This window comes from Bradyrhizobium sp. CCBAU 11361 (genome assembly GCF_028128935.1).
Lineage (GTDB): Bacteria > Pseudomonadota > Alphaproteobacteria > Rhizobiales > Xanthobacteraceae > Bradyrhizobium > Bradyrhizobium niftali.
The window spans coordinates 14,524-33,465 of sequence record NZ_LBJZ01000020.1 but is presented as its reverse complement, the minus strand read 5'-3'; the positions used below and the strand labels follow the sequence as shown (position 1 = coordinate 33,465).

Sequence of the window (18,942 nt, the reverse complement as noted above, 5' to 3'; positions counted from 1 at the left end):
CGTCTGCTTAACCGCCATCGCTACCCTCCAAGGCTTTGCCCTAGGGAATCACAATTGACGAATTACGCAACAGGCCCCTTGCGGGAGAAGGTGGCGCGAAGCGCCGGATGAGGGGTATCTATCCGCGGACTCAAAAAGGCAGTGGGACTCGTTGAGAGATACCCCTCACCCGGCTTCGCTTTCGCGAAGCCACCCTCTCCCACAAGGGGAGAGGGTAAGATCGCCTACGCCGCCACCACGCGCGGCGTGTCCATCGCATCCGACGGCTGCACCGGCCTGCTCAGCATCGTCACCTCGCTGAAGCCGACGGCCTTGAGCTGGTCGCACATCAGCGTGCGCGCATCCGGCTCCATTGACGCATCGGGCACCACGACGGCGCGGGAATTGGCCGTCAGCAGCTCCGCCGGAAGGTCGGAGGCGCTGCCGGCATCGAGCAGCACGTGGTCGTAGGCGCGAAGCAAGGCGTCGATCGCGAGCGTCACGCGCGGCGATTGCAGCAGGCTGCGGTCGAAGCCGGGACGGCCGGCCATCACCAGGTGCAGCCGCGACAGCTTGTCCCGGGTGATCACCTGCGCGAACGAGGCTTCGCCCTGCATCAGTTCGGCAAGGCCAGGCGCCGAGGCATCGACGGACACCGCGGCAATCGTCGGCGAGGACGCAGCGAGATCGACCACGACCACCCGCGCATCGCGCGCCAGGTGGCGGGCCAGCGTCAGCGCCGACAGCGTGACGGCTTCGCCCGACGCGGTGCCGAGCACGGTGATCTTCTTTGCCGCCGCGGCGCGCAGGCTGTCGGCCAGATGCCCGATCTCGGCAAACTCGGTTACACCGGCATCGGCCGTCATCTCCGGCTGAAGCGGCGCGGGCTCTTCCATGACCGGTTCAACGACCGGCTCGACCATCGGCTGGACGAAGGGTTCCTGGCGAACTGCCGCCTGCGTTTGCGCCTGCGCCGGAGCAAAGGCAGCCACGGCGCGCGGCGCGGTCTGGCGCAACAGCTCGCCGGTGACGACGACGCCGGACGAGAGCAGCAGCGTCGCGATCGTCGCGATCAGCACGATCGGAAGTTTCTTCGGATAGGCCGGCGTGTTCGAGACGACGGCGCGCGAGATGATGCGGCCTTCCGCCGGTGCTGTGTCGATGGTCTCGCGGGTGCTGGCCTCGCGATACTTGCCAAGATACGTTTCCAGCAGGTCGCGCTGCGCCTTGGCCTCACGCTCGAGCGCGCGGAGCTGCACGTCCTGGCCGTTGGTCGACGTCGCCTGCTTCTTGAGCTGCTCGAGGCTCGTGGTCAGGCCATCGACCCGGCCACCGGCGATGCGCGCATCGCTTTCGAGCGAGCGGGAGATCTTGGCCGCCTCGTCGCGAATCTGGTTGTCGAGGTCGCCGAGCTGCGCCTTCAGCTCCTTGATCCGCGGGTGATTGCCGAGCAGCGTGGACGACTGTTCGGCGAGCTGGGCCCGCAGCGTGACCCGCTGCTCGGACAGTCGCCGCATCAGCTCGGAGTTCACCACCTCGGACGCCTCGATCGGCTTGCCGCTCTGGAGCATCTCCTTGATCAGCCGCGCCTTGGATTCCGCATCTGCCCTCATCGAGCGCGCGTTGTTGAGCTGGGTGTTGACCTCGCCCATCTGCTGGTTCGACAGCGTGGTGTTGTTGGTGCCGACGAAGAGTGACGACTTGGAGCGGAAGTCCTCGACCTTGGCTTCGGCGTCGGAAACCTTCTTGCGCAGATTCTCGATCTCGCCCGCGAGCCATTGGCTGGCATTGCGCGCCTGGTCCTGGCGCGCATTCTGCTGGAGCACGAGATAGCCGTCGGCGATCGAATTGGCGACGCGCACGGCGAGATCCGGGTCAGCCGACTGGAATTCGATCACGATCACGCGCGACTTGTCGACGGCATAGGCCTGGAGACGCTCGTAATAAGCATCCAGCACGCGCTCTTCCGGCGTCATCGAGAACGGATCGCGGCCGATGCCGATCAGCGCGGCAAGCGACTTCAGCGGCGAAATGCCTTGCAGCACCGGATCGAATTCGGGCCGCTCCGCAAGCTTGTTCTTCTTGATGATCTCGCGCGCGAGATCGCGCGACAGAACGAGCTGGACCTGGCTGGTGACGGCCTCGGGGTCGAGCGCCTGCCGCTCCTCGTTGCTGCGGTCGCTGTTCGGACGCAGGAACACGTTCTCGCGGCCATCGATCAGGATGCGCGATTCGGACTTGTAGCGCGGTGTCACGAGATTGACGACGGCGACCGAGGCGACCAGCGCCAGCACCGTCGGCACGATGATCCAGCCGCGCTTGCGCGCAAGCGCGGCACCGAGCGCGTGAAGATCGATGTCGCCGGATTCGTCGGACGCCTGCCTCGTGACAACAGGCGCAGGCCTTGCTTCAACCCTGGGCTTGGCTTCGGCTTTGGACTTCGAAACAGCCCGCTCGACCACCGCCTTGACCTTGCCGGCACGCCAGAACGCTAAACGCATCGAATACTCCCGCAGGGCAACGCCGCCAAGCTACCTCAACCGGGGCGATTACACTCCATTAAGGTTGCCGCTGGGTTAATCGGGCAATCCCGCGATCAGCGCACGCGCGCTCGTCACCGTTTGTTAACCACGAGGCCTCTTAATCCGTCTCGATATTTCGACAATTGTTCGGCATTTGCCGTCGAGCGCTGGTTCAGATCATGCCCCCCTCTCCCGACCGGCCGCTTCGCATCCTGCACGCCGTGCGCGCACCCGTGGGCGGCATCTTTCGCCACATCCTCGACGTCGCCAACGGCCAGGTCGATCGCGGCCATCATGTCGGGATTCTCGCCGACAGCCTCACCGGCGGCGAGCGCGCCGACAAGACGCTGACCGAGCTCGCGCCGCGGCTGAAGCTCGGCATGCACCGCATGGCGATCCGCCGCGAGCCGTCGCCCGACGATGTCCTGGTGTGGCTGCGGATGCGGCGGCTGATCGCAAAGCTCAAGCCGGACGTCATGCACGGCCACGGCGCCAAGGCCGGCGCCTTCATCCGCATACGGCGGCGCACCGACGACACCATCCGCATCTACACCCCGCATGGCGGCTCGCTGCACTATCCACTCAACACCGTGAAAGGCGAATTCTACGCGCGGCTCGAACGGTCGTTGATGGGCGCGACCGACCTGTTCCTGTTCGAGAGCGCCTTTGCCCGCGACACCTATCAGCGCATCGTCGGCACGCCCAAGGGCGTGGTGCATTGCGTCTTCAATGGCGTGACGCCGGAGGAATTCGAGCCTGTTGTCACCACCGAGGATGCCACCGACCTCTGCTATGTCGGCGAGTTCAGGCACATCAAGGGCGCGGATCTGCTGGTCGATGCCGTGGCGCGCCTGCACGAAGGCGGCAAGAAGGTCACCCTCACGCTCGGCGGCGACGGCGAGGAGACGGCAGCGCTGAAGGCGCAGGTCGATAGGCTCGGCCTCTCCGGCGCGATCCGCTTCATCGGCCACGTCAAGGCACGCTACGGCTTCTCCAAGGGGCGGCTGCTGGTCGTTCCCTCGCGCGGCGATTCCATGCCCTATGTGGTGATCGAGGCGGGCGCAGCCGGCATTCCCATGATCGCCGCGCGCGTCGGCGGCATTCCAGAGATCTTCGGCACGGAGAGCCCGGCCCTGTTCGCGGCAAGCAACGCCGAGGCGATGGCGGAAGCGATTGCGGCCGCACTCGCCGATCCGCGGGCGACAGCGCAGCGCGCATCCGCCTTGCGCGAGCGCATCTCCGCGTATTTCTCCCAGCAGGCGATGGTTGACGGCGTGATCGCGGGCTATCGCGACGCATTCGCCAATCATTAACCATCCTTAAGGTCGCTTCAGAGATTCTTCCGATTTGTCCGATAACGAAGTGCCCGGGGATGCTCGCCCGGGTGCAATGCTGCGCCGCGGGTTTTTGGAATGGACGTGGACGCCCGTGGAACCGCTCAACGCACGCTCGATGCTCGATGCCGCGACCGGTGCCGCGGCGAAGCCGGCTGACCAGCCCTTTGTGGAGCGCCGCCGCCGGCTCTCTCCCGCCGCGCTCGACGTCGTCAACCAGAAGGTCGCCCGCGCCTATTCGCCGATCGTAATCACCGGCATCGTGCGCCTTGCCGACTTCGCGTTGCTGAGCCTGATCGGCATCGCGGTCTATGTCGGCTACGTCATGCCGCTAGCCGGCTCCTTCGGCTGGGACTATCCGGCAGAGATCCTCGCCGTCGCGGTCGCCGCCGTGGTCTGCTTCCAGGCCGCCGACATCTACCAGGTGCAGCTGTTCCGCGGTCAACTCCGGCAGATGACGCGGATGATCTCGTCCTGGTCGTTCGTTTTCCTGCTGTTCATCGGCATCTCCTTCTTCGCCAAGTTCGGCAGCGAAATATCGCGGCTGTGGCTTGCCGCCTTCTACGTCCTCGGGCTCGGCGCGCTCTTCGTCGAGCGCCTGGTGCTGCGCTCGCTGGTGCGTGCCTGGGGACGCGAGGGCCGGCTCGACCGCCGGACCATCATCGTCGGCTCCGACAGTAACGGCGAACAGCTGGTGGAGGCACTGAAGGCGCAGGAGGATTCCGACATCCACGTGCTCGGCGTGTTCGACGACCGCAACGACAGCCGCGCGCTGGACACCTGCGCCGGTGCGCGCAAGCTCGGCAAGGTCGACGATATCGTCGAATTCGCCCGCCGCACCCGCGTCGATCTCGTGCTGTTCGCGCTGCCGATCTCGGCGGAAACGCGCATCCTGGAGATGCTGAAGAAGCTCTGGGTGCTGCCGGTCGACATCCGCCTCTCCGCCCATACCAACAAGCTGCGCTTCCGTCCCCGCTCCTACTCCTATCTCGGCGAAGTCCCGACGCTCGACGTGTTCGAGGCGCCGATCACCGACTGGGACCTCGTGATGAAATGGCTGTTCGACCGCCTCGTCGGCGGTCTCGCGCTGCTCGCGGCCCTGCCGGTGATGGGACTGGTGGCGCTCGCAGTGAAGCTCGACAGCCCCGGCCCGGTGCTGTTCCGCCAGAAACGCTTCGGCTTCAACAACGAGCGAATCGACGTCTACAAATTCCGCTCGATGTACCATCACCAGGCGGATCCGACGGCCTCCAAAGTCGTGACCAAGAACGATCCGCGCGTGACCCGCGTCGGCCGCTTCATCCGCAAGACCAGCCTCGACGAGCTGCCGCAGCTCTTCAACGTGGTCTTCTCCGGCAACCTCTCCCTGGTCGGCCCGCGTCCGCACGCGGTGCAGGGCAAGCTCCAGAGCCGCCTGTTCGACGAAGCCGTCGACGGCTATTTCGCGCGTCACCGCGTCAAGCCCGGCATCACCGGCTGGGCCCAGATCAACGGCTGGCGCGGCGAGATCGACAACGAAGAGAAGATCCAGAAGCGCGTCGAGTTCGACCTCTACTACATCGAGAACTGGTCGGTGCTGTTCGACCTCGTCATTCTCCTGAAGACGCCGATCTCGCTGCTGACCAAGAACGAGAACGCGTATTGAATTTTGTCGTACCCGAGCCTCACTGTCATCGCCCGGCTTGACCGGGCGATCCAGTAATCGCCGGCAGTAGAAACTGCCACGAACGGCTCGGAGTACTGGATGCCCCGCTTTCGCGGGGCATGACGTCGGAAGTTGTGTGCGTGTACGAGTAGCGTGAGCGTGTGATGGCGTATGCGGCGACAGCCGGTGGAGTGAAATTAGCCGCGCCGGCTGCGCCCGGCGTGCTGGCGCTCCAGCGCGCGCTGGTGTGGCTTGTCGGCGCTTCCGGCGCCATCGTCTTCATCGAACCCAGCCCCTACGAGATCGTGACGCTGCTCGCCACCGTCGCCTTCTTCGCCACCGGCCTGCGCCTGCGGCTTGCGCTGATGCCGTTGCTGCTGATGCTGGTCCTGCTCAATGTCGGCTACACCATCAGCACCATCCCGCTGTTCGAGCAGCCCGAGGTGGTGAGCTGGATCGCGACCTCCTGGTACATGGCGGTGACCGTGGTGTTCTTCGCCATGGTCACGTCCGAGGACACCGCGGCCCGGCTCGACATGCTCCGCCGCGGTCTCGTGGTCGGTGCGATGGTTGCCTCGCTGGCGGCGGTCGCCGGCTACTTCCACCTGGTTCCCGGCGGAGACGACCTCCTCACGCTCTACGGACGTGCGCGGGGCACGTTCAAGGACCCGAACGTGCTCGGCGCCTTCCTGATCCTGCCGGCGCTGTTCGCGCTCCAGAGCGTGGTCTCTGACAAGCTGGCTAAGGCCTTCCGCAACGTCATCGCCTTCGGCATCATGTCGCTGGCGATCCTGCTCGCCTTCTCCCGTGCCGCCTGGGGCGGGCTGGTGCTGACCTCCGCCTTCATGCTGGCGCTGATGGTGCTGACCAGCCGCACCAACGCGCAGCGCTCGCGCATCGTCGTCATGGCGATCGTCGCCGCGGTGCTGGGCCTCGCGCTGATCGCGGTGCTGCTGTCATTCGATTCCACCGCCGAGATGTTCAAGCAGCGCGCCAGCTTCGACCAGAGCTATGACGAGGGCCGCTTCGGCCGCTTCGGCCGGCACATCCTAGGTGCGGAGATGGCGCTCGACCTGCCATTCGGCATCGGCCCCCTGCAATTCCACCGCTTCTTCCCCGAGGACACCCACAACTCCTATCTCAACGCCTTCATGTCCGGCGGCTGGCTCTCCGGCGTGTGCTATCCCGCTCTGGTCTTCACCACGGTGATCACGGGCTTCCGGCACATCTTCGTCCGTGTGCCCTGGCAGCGTGCCTATCTCGCGGTCTTCTCCGCCTTCGTCGGCACTGTCGGCGAAAGCTTCGTGATCGACACCGACCACTGGCGGCACTTCTGGATGATGCTGGGCGCGATGTGGGGCATGATCGCAGCAGCGCAGGCCTATAAGCTCAAGTCTCGCGACGAAGCTTCTTCAGCTTGAGATCGGGACGCTTCTCCGGCGGCGTGTCCAGAAGGCTCTTCAGCGCCTCGGTGGCCGCGAGCACGCCCTTGTAGCCCTCGGTCGCAAAGCGCAGGAGCAGGCGCAGCTCCTCGTCGGAATAGGCACCGAACACCTTCTCCATCGCCTGCTGCATCGGCACGTAGAGCTGGCCGATCTTCATCGCCTCCTCGGGCACCACGGAAATGAAGACCTTGCGGCGGTCCTTCTCATCCCGCTCGCGGCGCACTAGGCCCGCCTTCTCGAGCCGGTCGACCACGCCGGTGATGGCGCCCGTCGTGAGGCCCGTCACCTCGGCGAGCCGGCCTGCGGTAACGCGTCCCTCGAGATAGAGGATGTCCATGCATTCGAGGTCGGAATTGGCAATTCCCGCCACGTTCGCAACGGTTTGGCCATAGAGCACGCCCTGCGCCGACGATCGCCGCATCGCCTCCTCGAGTTCCTGCAACAGCGCCGCGCGCGCCTTCGTCCTTGACAAGGCCGGCCTCATATCTTAGTCGATATATATCTTAGTCACTAAGAGATTTAGCGACCGTAATTTCTCCTAGCACCACGGAAACGTCGGGAGCAAGCCATGTCCAACCGTCCCCGCAAGGCCTTGATCATCGGCGCCGGCATCGCCGGGCCTGTCGCCGCGATCCTGCTGCGCCGCGCCGGCATCGAGTCCGCGATCTACGAGGCCTGGCCCTATTCGAAGGGCATCGGCGGCGGCCTTCAGATCGCGCCGAACGGCATGCATGTGATGGACGAGATCGGGCTCGCAAACGAGCTGATCAGCCGCGGCTCGGTCGCGGAATCCTTCGACTTCTATTCCCAGGAAGGCCGAAAGCTCGGCTCGATCAATCGCGATATGGAGCGTCGCTTCGGCCAGCCCGCGGTGAACGTGTGCCGCGCCACGCTGAACGAGATGCTGATCGACAAGGCCTGGTGCGCCTGCGTCTCGCTCTATTTCGAGAAGCGCCTGATCAAGATCGAGGATCGCGGCGACCAGCCGATCATCGCCTATTTTGCCGACGGCACCACCGCCGAAGGCGACTTCCTGATCGGCGCCGACGGCGTGCATTCCATCACGCGACGCCAGGTGGTACCGGACGGCCCCCGGCCGTTCGACACCGGCCTGATCGGCTTCGGCGGCTTCGTGCCGCACGCCGTGCTCGACGGCAGGCCGATCGGCCGGCATGTCGAGACCACGTTCGGCCAGAGCGGCTTCTTCGGCTACGGCTATTGCAGCCCGGATCCGAACGACGGCGTGATGTGGTGGAGCACGCAGCCCGCGCACGGCATGGACGCGGCGATGTTCCGCGCGCTCGATGCGTCGACGCTGAAGCAGCACCTGCGTGGCTTCCATCGCGGCTGGCACGATCCGATCCCCGACATCATCGAGGCGGCCGAGAACATCGTGGTCACCGACACGCTCGATGTCGCGACCCTGCCGACCTGGTCGCGCAAGCGCTCGCTGCTGATCGGCGATGCCGCGCATGCGACCAGCCCCCATGCCGGCCAGGGCGCTTCGCTGGCTCTGGAAGATGCGATGCGGCTCGCGCGCCTGATGCAGGACGGACAGGAGCTCGGCGCCACCTTCCAGGCTTTCGAGGCCGAGCGGCGCCCGCGCACCGAGAAGATCGTCGCGATGGCGCGCCGCAACGGCAACAGCAAGCGCGAGTTCAGCGCCACCGGCGCGTGGGTCAGAAATCAGATGATGAAATGGTTCTTGCCGTTGGGCGCAAAGGGCATGGACTTCATGTACGCCTATGACGCGCGGGCGGTGTAAAGGCAATCACGGTGTCATCGCCCGGCTCGACCGGGCGATCCAGTATTCCAGGGACGGTAGTGATTGAGCCGAGAGGCCCCGGCGTACTGGATGCCCCGCCTTCGCGGGGCATGACAGCGTCCGTGGCGCGCAACTGCGCCTACTTCTCCACCCCGAAAGTCAGCCCCGCATGCTCCTGCAGCCGCTGGATCAGCTTGTGCTGCATCGCCGCGCCCGGCGTCCAGATGCCCCCGGGCACGTCCGTCACATCACGCAGCAGGCAGATCGCGCATTCGGAGATCATCTTCGAGGTCGAGCCGTAGCCGGGATCGCGGTCACCGGTGACGCCGGCGCGGACCATGCGGCCGTCGGGCGCGACCGCGACATAGAGCAGATTGAACAGCCCCTTCTCGCGCTCTTCCTTCGACGGCCCCTCGCCCGGTTTCGGCGCATTCGGACCGGTCTTCTCGGCGTTGGCGGCCATCACGCGCTTCGCATTGGCCTCGCCCTTCTCGCCGGGGCCGGTCAGGACCATCTCGTCGTAGACGAACTCGCGGCCGTAGGGAAAGCCCATCAGCATGTTGGAGCGATGGACGTTGCGCGTGTTGATCAGCGCCATCATGAACGGCGCGGTCCAGGACTGCAGATCCTCCTCATAAGCTGCTCGGTTGCCCTTCGGCTGCTTCGGGCCGGTGAAGCCGGGCGTCAGCGCGAAGTGATCGTTGAGAATGGCGACAAGGCTGAGATCCTTGGCGACCGCATCGAAGGTCGCTTTCGCGCTCGCCGCGGTGCCGCCTGACAGCGTGCCGCGCATGTCCCGCACGCGGCCCTTCACGCGCGCAGCCGGCGCGCCGAACACGCGCCTGGCCTCTTCCTGCACGAAGAACGTGCCGAGCTCGAACGGTACGGAATCATAGCCGCAGGAGAACACGATGCGCGCGCCACTCGCCTTGGCCGCCGCCTCGTACTTGTCGATCATCTGCCGCATCCAGACGGGCTCGCCGCAGAGGTCGAAATAATCCGTGCCGCCAGCGACGCAGGCCGCGAGCAGGACTTCGCCATAGAGTTGATACGGACCGACCGTCGTGATCACCGACTTGGTCTGCGCGACCATTGCCTTCAGCGAGGCGGCATCGGACGCATCGGCCACGATCAGCGGCGTATCCGCGGGTGCGCCGATCGCCTCGCGCACCGATTTCAGCTTGTCGAGGCTGCGGCCCGCCATCGCCCATTTCAGCGCCTTGTCGTCCTTGTAGTGCGCCGCCAGATATTCGGCGACGAGCTGGCCGGTGAAACCGGTCGCACCGTAGACGACGATGTCGAAGTTCGCAGAGCTCATGACTGGCCTTTACTTTTTCGCGTAACTCACGCCCATGCCGGCACGGACGTCGCTTTGAATGCCATAGGGCGGAATCGGATAGCGCAGGCCGTTCCTCGCCAGCGCCTTCATGCCCAGGGTCGCCTTGGCGAGATGCTCGGGCTTCAGGGCCATCAGCATCTCCTCGTCCGGCACGCCGCCATAGCGCCGTTCGGCATAGCATGGCAAGGACAGGCTGGGCTCCCCGGTCTTGAGCGCCCGCCCCCACGAATCCGCGCAAGCGGTCTCCCCGACCACGCCCCATTCGAACTTCTTGTAGCCGGTATATTGCAGGCCATTGATCAGGATGATCATCTGCCCGGGCGTCGCATAGACGAGACAGATGTCGGGCGGATCGAGCCGGCCGCTGGCGAGCGGGCTGACCGCGAGCGCCTGATAGTGCCCGAACGGCACCACGTCGAGCGCCTCCTGGCGCTTGCGTGCATCCTCCGCCGTGCCGTGCCAGACCCCGACATAATTTTCGCCGGCGAGCCATTTGTCGTCCTGCGGCGCAAGGCCGATCACCGCGCGGCACTGGCTACCTACGAGATCGTCGGCGGTGATGCCGACGGTCCAGCCCAGACGCGCGGCCATGCTGACGATCTGGTCGGTGGTGTGGATCGCATTCGGCCGCCGGATTTTCGGGATCGCTTCCATGTCCGCGGCGCGTGCGAACAGCTTCATGCCGATCACCGTGGTCTTCAGCCGCAACAGGCTGTTGAGATCGGCGACGAGGCCGGCAAGATCGATCTTCTCAGCGCTCTGCTGTTGCATGGCGTCCTCCGGGCCGGCGATCGAGCGCCGGTCTGTGTTCTTGTTTGACGGCTCTCGTTCTAGTCCTTCGCCGGGCCCGGAAGCAACTCACCGGTCCTGCCCATGACACGGTAAGTCAACAGGCCGATCCATTCGCGCACCGCCACGTCGATCCTGGCGAGACCGTCCCCGCTGACGCGGGTGAACGTGAAGAGATCGTCACGCCCGCCCATTCGCCAATCCACGGGATAGGCTTCGACGTCAAACCCGGCCTTGCGAAAGATCCCCATCGAACGCGGCATGTGAAAGGCCGACGTCACCAGGAGCCAGCGCTCGCCCGGCTTTGGTGCCACCAATTGCTTGGTGAAGATCGCATTCTCCCAGGTGTTGCGGGAGTCCCGCTCGAGGGTCAGGCGTTCCCTGGGTATGCCGAGACCTTCCAGGATCGGCGCGGAATAGTCGGCCTCCCTGCTCTCGGTCGAGACGAGGTTCGCCGTGCCGCCGGTGAAGACGATGCGCGCATTGGGGTATCGGCGCGCCAGCTCGGCCCCCGCCAGCAGACGGTCGGCCGCATGCGAAACGACCGGCGTGCGATGCGCCGCCGACAGATCGGTGTCGACGGAGCCGCCGAGCACGATGATGCCGTCGGGCGCACCGCGCGACGCATCCCATGCCGGAAAGCGCGACTCCAGCGGATAAAGCAGAAGATTGCCGAGCGGCGAGGACGCGGCGAGTGCCAGCAGGACCAGCGTGATCACCGCAAGCTTGCGGCCGAGCGCCGCAAAGCGCGTCAGCATCAGCACCAGCGACAGGATTCCGAGCTCGACCAGGAGATTGATCGGCAGCAGCGCAATGCCGAGAGTCTTGGAAAGAACGAAATACAGGGGAGCCTCGCTGGAATGATCGTGTCTTGCGCGGGCTTGACCGGCCCGCCCATCTTCAGAAATCTTCTTGAAAGAGGATCGATCGCCCGGTCAAGCCCGGGCATAACAAGCAAAACCGAACGGACGCGGCAAATGACCCATCACCACCTGCATTCCAGCCCCGAGACCTGTCATTGGGGCTTCTTTGAAGCCGCGCTCCAGCCAGTGCTGACGATCAAAAGCGGCGATGAGGTGACGGTCGACACCATCAGCGGCAGCCCGGACGTGCTGCCCGACCGCGACAAATTTCACATTCCGCCGGAGATGCACGAGGTCCACGCGAAGAGTGAGCGCATGCTGCCCGGCCACATCCTCACCGGGCCGATTGCGGTCGAGGGGGCCGAACCCGGCGACGTGCTCGCGGTCGATATCCTCGACGTCCAGCTCCGGCAGGACTGGGGCTGGAATCTGATCAAGCCGCTGGCCGGCACCCTGCCCGACGATTTTCACGAGACGCGCATCCTCAACATCCCGCTGGACCGGACGCGGATGGTGGGCCGCATGCCCTGGGGCCTCGACCTGCCCCTCAAGCCGTTCTTCGGCGTGATGGGCGTCTCACCACCGCCGGCCTGGGGCCGCATCTCCTCGCTCGTGCCGCGCGCCATGGGCGGCAATCTCGACAACAAGGAACTCGGCGCCGGTGCGACGCTGTATCTGCCGGTGTTCGTTCCGGGCGCGCTGTTCTCCTGCGGCGACGGCCACGGCGTGCAGGGCGACGGCGAGGTCTGCGTCACCGCGATCGAGACCGCGCTCCAGGGCCGCTTCCGCCTGACGCTGCGCAAGGACCTCGGGCTCGACTATCCCCGTGCCGAGACGCCGACGCACTACATGACCATGGCGATGGACCCCGATCTCGACCAGTGCGTGGTGCGCGCGCTGCGCGACATGATCGCGCTGCTCGGCGAGACGCGAAACCTGTCGCGCGAGGACGCCTACACGCTGTGCAGCCTGGCGGCCGATCTGCGGGTGACCCAAACCGTCAACGGCTCCAAGGGCATCCATTGCATGATCGAAAAGGCGATCGTGCACGGCTGACCCGGCCCCGCCTTCCCTGACCTGTTGACGTCAAGCCGCCGCGCGATCGCTCGCGCGGCGCGCTGCGCCATGCCCAATTTCTCAAGCGATTCCAAGGGGCTGAACCGTCGCCTTTCACGGGATTTGACTTCCCCCATCGAACCTAAATAGAGTCTTAATCGTTACTTTTATGTACCCGAGTAAGAGGCTAGCGTTCGGGCCATGGCCACCGAAAAAGCCGAGACTGACCGCATTCCCGTAACCTTGGCGCTCTCGACCATCACCTATCTGGAGAAGCTGGTGAGACAGGGCACCCACGGCACCAGCGTTCCCGGCGTCGCACGGACATTGATCGAGGAAGGCATCCGTCTCGCCATCAAGGACGGGCTTTTGTCGATTCGCGACAATGGCAGGACGTGAGCGCGCGCCGGACGTGAGGCGGACGATTTCGAGAGGCGGATGGCCGACATCTGCAACCTGGGACCGTTACAAATGCCTGTTCTCTCACCGACTTCTTCACCGACCTGGACCGACGAACGAATTGAACTTCTGAAGCGGCACTTCGAGGCCGGCCTCTCCTGCCGCGAGATCGCCGCCGACATCGGCGTCAGCCGCAATGCCGTGATCGGCAAGCTGTCCCGGCTGAACCTCACGCGCGGACGCACGGTCGACGACCGCAAGATTCAGGACAGGAGCTTTGCGCCGGCGCGCGCATCGCGGGCCGTGCCGCGGCTGCAATATGAGATGCTCGCCACCATCTACGGCGAGACCGACGCGCCCGTGGTCGCAGGTCCGATCGACGAGGCCAATCGCTGCTCGCTGATGGAGCTCTCCGAGAACCGCTGCCGCTGGCCGATCTCGACGCCGGGCGCAGACGATTTCTGCTTCTGCGGCAATACTGCGCCCGACGGCCAGTCCTATTGCGCCGGCCACAGCCGCCTCGCCTACCGGCCGAACTCGCGCGCGCGCCTCGCACGCGGCTGAGGCCGCAAGCTCATCACAAAACAAAAACCTCCGGCAGGGCATTGCCGGAGGTTTCGAGAGGCTTAGCGTGAAGCCAAGAGCCGTAATTTTTGATATTTCGGCCTCCGACTATATAGCTGAGTAACTCAGGTAAGTAAATAAATTTGGCGGCGATGGATTCGCATAGCTCGTCTTCGTCCCGTGCAGCGCGCTTTTCCGGATTGTCGAAGCCTGCATCCAGTCGCAAGAAAGCCCCGGCAGTTTTCCGCCGGGGCTCTCCGAGATCGATCTGAAAGATCGATGATTAGAAGTTGCGCTGAGCGCGCAGCAGCATGGTGACCGAATTCTGGTCCTTCAGCTCGTACACGGCCGCCGGCTTCGCTGCGGTGGCAATGCCCGGGCTCGCGATGTTGCCAGAGTACTTCTGGTCCAGACGCGACCAGCTCAGGTCGGCAGTGAACGCCAGGTTCTTGACCGGAGTCCACACGGTGTTGACACCGACGACCGCGAAGTTGAAGTCCGGATTGCAGGTCGCACCGGCCACGGCGATCGCAGCGAAGTTGGTGCAGATCAGGGCCTTGCCCGTATCGCCGTACTTCAGCTGAGCATAGCCACCGTAAACGGCGCTCGCCCAGTTCGGGCTCCAGTTGTGGGTATAGCCACCGCGGACGCCCCAGGTCTTGACGGTATCGATGCCGGTACCGGCTCCGAAGACGCCGTCGGAAAGACCGGCGAAACCGGTGCTCTGATACGCGCCGTTGCCGCTACCGCTGAACATGAAGAAGCTCTGCGGGAACAGGCTCTGGAAATTGTAGCGCGTTGCACCGTCCGTGTAGACGGCCTGCAGGTTGATGACGTCGCCCGCACCGGTCGGGATGTTCTTGATCGCCAAAGAGCCCTGCACAGCCCAGCCCCACTTGTCAGAGGGATGACCAGTGGATTCCGTCGCGCCGTAGTAGGCCGTGTGGAGGTCATGTGCGGCAACCGAGAGCTGGGCCAGACCCCAGGCCTGGTCGACGCGCACCTGACCGATGATGTCAGGCGAACGCGTGCCACCCCAGGCGTTGGCACCGTAGACGCCCGTCACGAACTGAGCGGCCGTACCCGACGACACGTTCCAGAGGTTCGACTGGCCGTTGGTCGCCGTCGTCTCATCCTGCAAGGCGAACGAAGCAGTGATGCCCTGGCCGAAGTCAGCCGTATAGGCAACCTGGTTCACACCGTTGGTGTGGTTCGAACCGCCCGGAATGGTGTCGGGACCGCCAGCCGGATAGCTCTGCCACGGGGCATCGAAGATCGAGACCGTGCGGCCGAAGGTGAAGCCGGCGAACTGGATGAACGCATGGTAGAGGCCGAGTGCGGCCGAACCGGTCGAGAACGTCGACGGGTTGCTGCCGGTGACCGACTGGGAATCCCAGGTGAAGACCATGTCGGCGTAGGTGCGGACCACGCCGTATTCGGTCGCCGTGCGCGTGTCGACGTTGAAGTCGAAACGAGCGCGGCTCATATAGTAGTTGGTCAGACGGTTGTTCGAGCCGGCGTTCGCGCCTTGCTGGAAATTGTAATCGCCTGCGCCGCCAAGGACCGCATCGGCGCGCAGATAGCCGCCGAACTTGATGCAGGTGTCAGTGCCCGGCATGTAGTAGAATCCGGCACCGTACAGGGAGCAGATCTTCACGTATTCGACCGCCTTGGCCTTCACGGGAAGATCGGCCGCCTGCGCCCCGCTCACGGCGATCAGACCCGCCGCTGAGCCGAGCAAGAGGCTCTTCACCAATTTCATATTCAATCTCCAAGTTGCTCATGTGCGAAGGAGCTCGAACCATTCGCGGCCCCTAGGCTCTTTCGCTTTCAAAACCGCTCTGGGGGCTTCGCGATTTCGGACCCACCGCATCGACGCGAGGGACTTGAGCGAACCACCTGCAACGGGACGATTGAGATTCCCCCACCGCCGAATCCAATATGCATACGTCTCTTCGCTAATTAAAATAGTTTATTAGATCAGCTATTGGATTCCAGCCGCATTGTGTCGCAGGCGCAACACCGTGGTCCACGCAGCCTAATTGTTGATCAGCTCATATTTGTAAAATGACTGACACAATTACCTTGCCCCGCACTTGCATCAGAGCAGACTTGCGTGAACAATGATCGTCAAAGCGCCAGCGGCGAATGTCGAACCGGGAGCACAGGGATGTCCACGTCGAGGAAGGAGGCAACGCGATCTCGTCCCATCGGCAATCTCGACATCATCAGGCGCTTCACCTGGGAGATATCGTCGATCAACATGTATCTGGAGGAGCTGCGTCAGTTCTGGGCGAGGACGCTCGGCATCAGCGGCCCGCAATGGCTGATCCTGATGGCCATCTCCGACCTCGACAAGGACGACGGCGTGCCCGTCAACATGGTCTCCAAGCTGCTCCACGTCGATCCCTCGTTCGTCACCACCCAGTCCAAGCTCCTGGAGAAGAAGGGCTTGCTCCGCCGGCGGCCCTCACCGACCGACGCCCGGGTCGTGCGGCTGTCACTGGTCGACAAGACCCAGAAGCACATTGCGAGCCTCAACGAGCAGTACAAGACGATTCGCGAATTCGTCTTCGAGGAGTTCGACGAGAACGAGCTGACGGAATTCACCACCAAGCTCGCGACGCTGAAGAACCGGCTCGAAAAAGCCTGCGTCAGGATATCGCTCGACTTCTGAGACGCGCGACCGCGTTCAGGTCCGCCGGCCGACGGCGCCGAGTCGCGATTCCAGCCAGTCGAAGATGTATTCGTTGGCCAGGCTCGGATTGTCCGCATGGGCCTGCGCCGCACCGGTCTCCGCCGCGGTGAACACCTTCAGCACGATATCGGAGCTGCCGAGCCGGGACTTCTGGACGATCTGACGCGCCCGGTCGGCCTTGAGCCAGCCATCCTCGCCGAGCGTGATCAGCACAGGGCAGTCGGCGCTGGAGGCCATCAGCGGCGCATGCGGCACCGGAACGATGCTGAGGTCGCTGATCGCGAAGCGGCTGGCGAAGAAGGATCGTTCGTGCAGATCCCACAGACCGCCATCGCAGACGGCGGCGGCGAGCCGCGGCTCCTGCAATACCGCGCGCGCCACGAAAGAGGATCCCCACCCGTCCGCCACGATGGCGACGCGATCGAAATCGACGTCGCCGCGCGTTTCCAGATAGTCCATGACGCTCGCGATCGAGCTCTCGAGGTCGCGGCGCTGCAAGAGCGTATCGGCATAATCGTCGCGCTGGTCGCCGAGCAGGTCCAGCGCGAGCATCGACAGTCCGCGCTCGCGCGCATGCGGCGCGAGCTTGAACAGGAATTCCTCCTTGCGGTGTCCCGGCTCGCCGATGCAGATCACGGTCGGCGCCCGTCCGCTCGCCGACGGCGCGGGCAGGAAATAGCCCTGCAAGGAATGATCGTCGACCCAGGGAATCGTCACGACCTCACCGGCCGGCGCGCGCGCAGCGAGGTAGCGGCGGGCGCATTCCTGCATCGCCAGCACCGCAACCCAGCGGCGCTCGTCGGCCTTATCGAGCGGCATCGCCGCTGCGCCGTAGTAGTTCATCGCCCGCAGCCAGTTGCGCTGCGCGGTCGCCATGTGGCCCTCCGCGAACGCGGCCTCGGCGCGCTGGCGGTTGGCTTGCGCGAGCCGCTTCCACTCGCGATGCCAGGATTGCTCGTCGTCCCGTTTGAGCTGCCGCGCGATCATCAGGCATTCCGCGATCGTGGCGCCGCCCTCCTGGGCTGCGGTCAGGAGCCGCGTGAATTCAGCGGAGATGTCCTCTCTCTCCGGGCACAGGGTCCAGTCGTCAGAGAGGCATGCGGGTATCATCGGAGCTGCGCTCTATTATCGCGTTACCCCCGATTCATTAAACTATTTTAATTCGCCAACCAAGCTGGGGCGCGCCGAACGCGGCCCGTTTGACATCACCATCACTTGAACGATGCTTGAACGACAAACCATGCCGCGTGCGTGACGTTACAATTCGTCGTATGGCGACGAATGTTGGCAAGAGGTGGCACGTGAAATTACCTGCGCGCCTCTTGCCATGACGATCATCATACCCATATAGGCGCGCCTTCGCCGACTGGGCCAACCGGTTCAGCCGAGCCGCCAGCCGACCTCCTGGATCAAACTTTCGTAGAAGGCGCGATCATAGGCTTGCTCCGGCGTGGCGCGGACGCGCTCGTCAAGGCGCCCGGCGTCCTCGCCCACGAGAATGCGCCAGCGCTCGGCCTTCACCCCGTCAAGGATGATCTTCGCGGCTTGCGCAGCCGTCGTCGGCGCATCCTCCAGGAAGCTGCGGGCCCGCTCGGCGAACGCCGCCTGGATATCCTCGTCCGACATCTTGTCGGCATCTGGCACGCCCGCCGCGACCATGCGCTTGCGGGTCAGCGCGACCTCGTCGGCGTTGAGCCGCTCCGACCCGTCCATGCTCTGCACCTTGCGCGAATTGGAGACGATCGAGGTGCCGATATGGCCGGGCATCACCACCGAGCATTTGACGTGCGGCGCGTGCAGGCGGAGGTCGTTGATCAGTGCTTCGGTAAATCCCTTCACCGCGAACTTGGCCGAGCTGTAGGCGGTGTGCGCCTGGTTCATGCCGATCGAGGCCCAGAAGCCGTTGACGCTCGCGGTGTTGACGATGTGGGCCTCGTCGGCCGCGACCAGCATCGGCAGGAAGGTGCGCACGCCGAGATAGACCCCGCCCCAGCAGATGTTGAAGGTGCGCTCCCACTGCTCGCGCGTGTTGGTGAACAGGCTGCCGCCGCCACCGATACCGGCATTGTTGAACAGAAGATGGATCCGGTCGGTCTTCTGCTGTTCGGCAAGCTCGTCGCGAAAACGCTTCAGGTGATCCTCGATCGCAACGTCGGCGACATGCGTCGTGACGCGCAGGCCCTGCGGCAGCTTCTCGACCTCGCAGAGCCGCTTGGTCTCGGCCATCGCGACCTCCGAGACGTCGCACATTGCGACATTGCAGCCCTCGGCCACGAGCTGCCGCGCGAGCTCGCGCCCCATTCCCGTGCCGCCGCCAGTGATGACCGCGATCTTTCCTGCAAAATCCTTCATGGGACTTTCGGCCCCTCCCTTGTCGGTTTGTTCCTTCAGAGCATGATCCGGACCGGAGGGCCGCGTTAGCGCAAAGCGTGAAGCGGTTTTCCGAAAAGATCATGCTCAGGCGATAACCTAAAGCGCGATGACGATTCATCCCAATCTCATCGCGCTTTAGCGCCGCTGATCGCGGCGCGCGCAGAATGTAGC

17 protein-coding genes are annotated in these 18,942 nt (G+C 64.5%); 8 read left to right on the top strand and 9 right to left on the bottom strand.

The window, feature by feature from the left end; genetic code table 11:
* Nucleotides 1-224 precede the first annotated feature (224 nt).
* Nucleotides 225-2,480 (bottom strand): GumC family protein, encoded by a 2,256-nt coding sequence (locus tag XI08_RS07090; RefSeq protein ID WP_271573890.1) that lies wholly within the window; start codon nt 2,478-2,480, stop codon nt 225-227.
* 200 nt (nt 2,481-2,680) lie between these two features.
* Here XI08_RS07090 and XI08_RS07085 point away from each other — a divergent pair, with 200 nt between their 5' ends.
* The 3 genes from XI08_RS07085 (at nt 2,681) to XI08_RS07075 (ending at nt 6,901) form a co-directional block, all read left to right on the top strand.
* The gene (locus XI08_RS07085) at nt 2,681-3,814 is read left to right on the top strand and encodes a glycosyltransferase family 4 protein (RefSeq protein ID WP_271573889.1); all 1,134 of its coding nucleotides are present in this window, start codon (nt 2,681-2,683) and stop codon (nt 3,812-3,814) included.
* A gap of 115 nt (nt 3,815-3,929) precedes the next feature.
* The gene (locus XI08_RS07080) at nt 3,930-5,480 is read left to right on the top strand and encodes an undecaprenyl-phosphate glucose phosphotransferase (protein ID WP_271573888.1); all 1,551 of its coding nucleotides are present in this window, start codon (nt 3,930-3,932) and stop codon (nt 5,478-5,480) included.
* Between the two features lie 164 nt (nt 5,481-5,644).
* Nucleotides 5,645-6,901 carry an O-antigen ligase family protein gene (locus XI08_RS07075; RefSeq protein WP_271573887.1) on the top strand — a complete coding sequence of 419 codons (1,257 nt, stop codon included), beginning with the start codon at nt 5,645-5,647 and terminating at the stop codon, nt 6,899-6,901.
* On the opposite strand, the gene XI08_RS07070 is transcribed toward XI08_RS07075, so the two are convergent.
* A complete protein-coding gene (locus tag XI08_RS07070; RefSeq protein WP_271573893.1) occupies nt 6,870-7,346 on the bottom strand; it encodes a MarR family transcriptional regulator in 477 nt (158 codons plus the stop codon). The two genes, XI08_RS07075 and XI08_RS07070, sit on opposite strands and share 32 nt — an antisense overlap.
* A 147-nt stretch (nt 7,347-7,493) precedes the next feature.
* Here XI08_RS07070 and XI08_RS07065 point away from each other — a divergent pair, with 147 nt between their 5' ends.
* A complete protein-coding gene (locus tag XI08_RS07065) occupies nt 7,494-8,690 on the top strand; it encodes an FAD-dependent monooxygenase (protein ID WP_271573886.1) in 1,197 nt (398 codons plus the stop codon).
* A 139-nt stretch (nt 8,691-8,829) separates the two neighbouring features.
* Here the strand turns inward: XI08_RS07065 and XI08_RS07060 are convergent, their stop codons facing one another.
* Genes XI08_RS07060 through XI08_RS07050 form a run of 3 tightly spaced genes read right to left on the bottom strand, consistent with a single transcriptional unit; the run spans nt 8,830 to nt 11,627 of the window.
* Entirely contained in the window at nt 8,830-10,008 is a 1,179-nt protein-coding gene (locus tag XI08_RS07060; RefSeq protein WP_271573885.1) for a saccharopine dehydrogenase family protein, read from the bottom strand.
* 9 nt (nt 10,009-10,017) lie between these two features.
* Complete coding sequence (locus XI08_RS07055; protein WP_271573884.1) at nt 10,018-10,800, bottom strand: DUF169 domain-containing protein; 783 nt, start codon at nt 10,798-10,800, stop codon at nt 10,018-10,020.
* 59 nt (nt 10,801-10,859) lie between these two features.
* A complete protein-coding gene (locus XI08_RS07050; RefSeq protein WP_271573892.1) occupies nt 10,860-11,627 on the bottom strand; it encodes a YdcF family protein in 768 nt (255 codons plus the stop codon).
* Nucleotides 11,628-11,795: 168 nt separating this feature from the next.
* On the opposite strand from XI08_RS07050, the gene XI08_RS07045 reads away from it, so the two are divergent.
* The 3 genes from XI08_RS07045 to XI08_RS07035 all read left to right on the top strand — a co-directional run bounded on the left by XI08_RS07045 (nt 11,796) and on the right by XI08_RS07035 (nt 13,700).
* Entirely contained in the window at nt 11,796-12,737 is a 942-nt protein-coding gene (locus XI08_RS07045; RefSeq protein WP_271573883.1) for an acetamidase/formamidase family protein, read from the top strand.
* Between the two features lie 201 nt (nt 12,738-12,938).
* Entirely contained in the window at nt 12,939-13,136 is a 198-nt protein-coding gene (locus XI08_RS07040; RefSeq protein WP_007603456.1) for a hypothetical protein, read from the top strand.
* 72 nt (nt 13,137-13,208) lie between these two features.
* Entirely contained in the window at nt 13,209-13,700 is a 492-nt protein-coding gene (locus XI08_RS07035) for a GcrA family cell cycle regulator (protein ID WP_271573882.1), read from the top strand.
* Between the two features lie 13 nt (nt 13,701-13,713).
* On the opposite strand, the gene XI08_RS07030 is transcribed toward XI08_RS07035, so the two are convergent.
* Together XI08_RS07030 and XI08_RS07025 are read right to left on the bottom strand one after the other, a co-directional pair.
* Nucleotides 13,714-13,926, bottom strand: a complete 213-nt coding sequence (locus XI08_RS07030; RefSeq protein WP_271573881.1) for a hypothetical protein — start codon at nt 13,924-13,926, stop codon at nt 13,714-13,716.
* Nucleotides 13,927-13,983: 57 nt separating this feature from the next.
* Nucleotides 13,984-15,462: a porin gene (locus tag XI08_RS07025; protein ID WP_271573880.1), complete on the bottom strand. Its 1,479-nt coding sequence runs from the start codon at nt 15,460-15,462 to the stop codon at nt 13,984-13,986.
* A gap of 408 nt (nt 15,463-15,870) precedes the next feature.
* Here XI08_RS07025 and XI08_RS07020 point away from each other — a divergent pair, with 408 nt between their 5' ends.
* Nucleotides 15,871-16,377: a MarR family winged helix-turn-helix transcriptional regulator gene (locus XI08_RS07020; protein WP_027547398.1), complete on the top strand. Its 507-nt coding sequence runs from the start codon at nt 15,871-15,873 to the stop codon at nt 16,375-16,377.
* A 15-nt stretch (nt 16,378-16,392) separates the two neighbouring features.
* Here the strand turns inward: XI08_RS07020 and XI08_RS07015 are convergent, their stop codons facing one another.
* A complete protein-coding gene (locus XI08_RS07015; RefSeq protein ID WP_271573879.1) occupies nt 16,393-17,508 on the bottom strand; it encodes an alpha/beta hydrolase family protein in 1,116 nt (371 codons plus the stop codon).
* A 270-nt stretch (nt 17,509-17,778) separates the two neighbouring features.
* Nucleotides 17,779-18,750: an SDR family oxidoreductase gene (locus XI08_RS07010; protein WP_271573878.1), complete on the bottom strand. Its 972-nt coding sequence runs from the start codon at nt 18,748-18,750 to the stop codon at nt 17,779-17,781.
* Nucleotides 18,751-18,942: the final 192 nt, after the last annotated feature.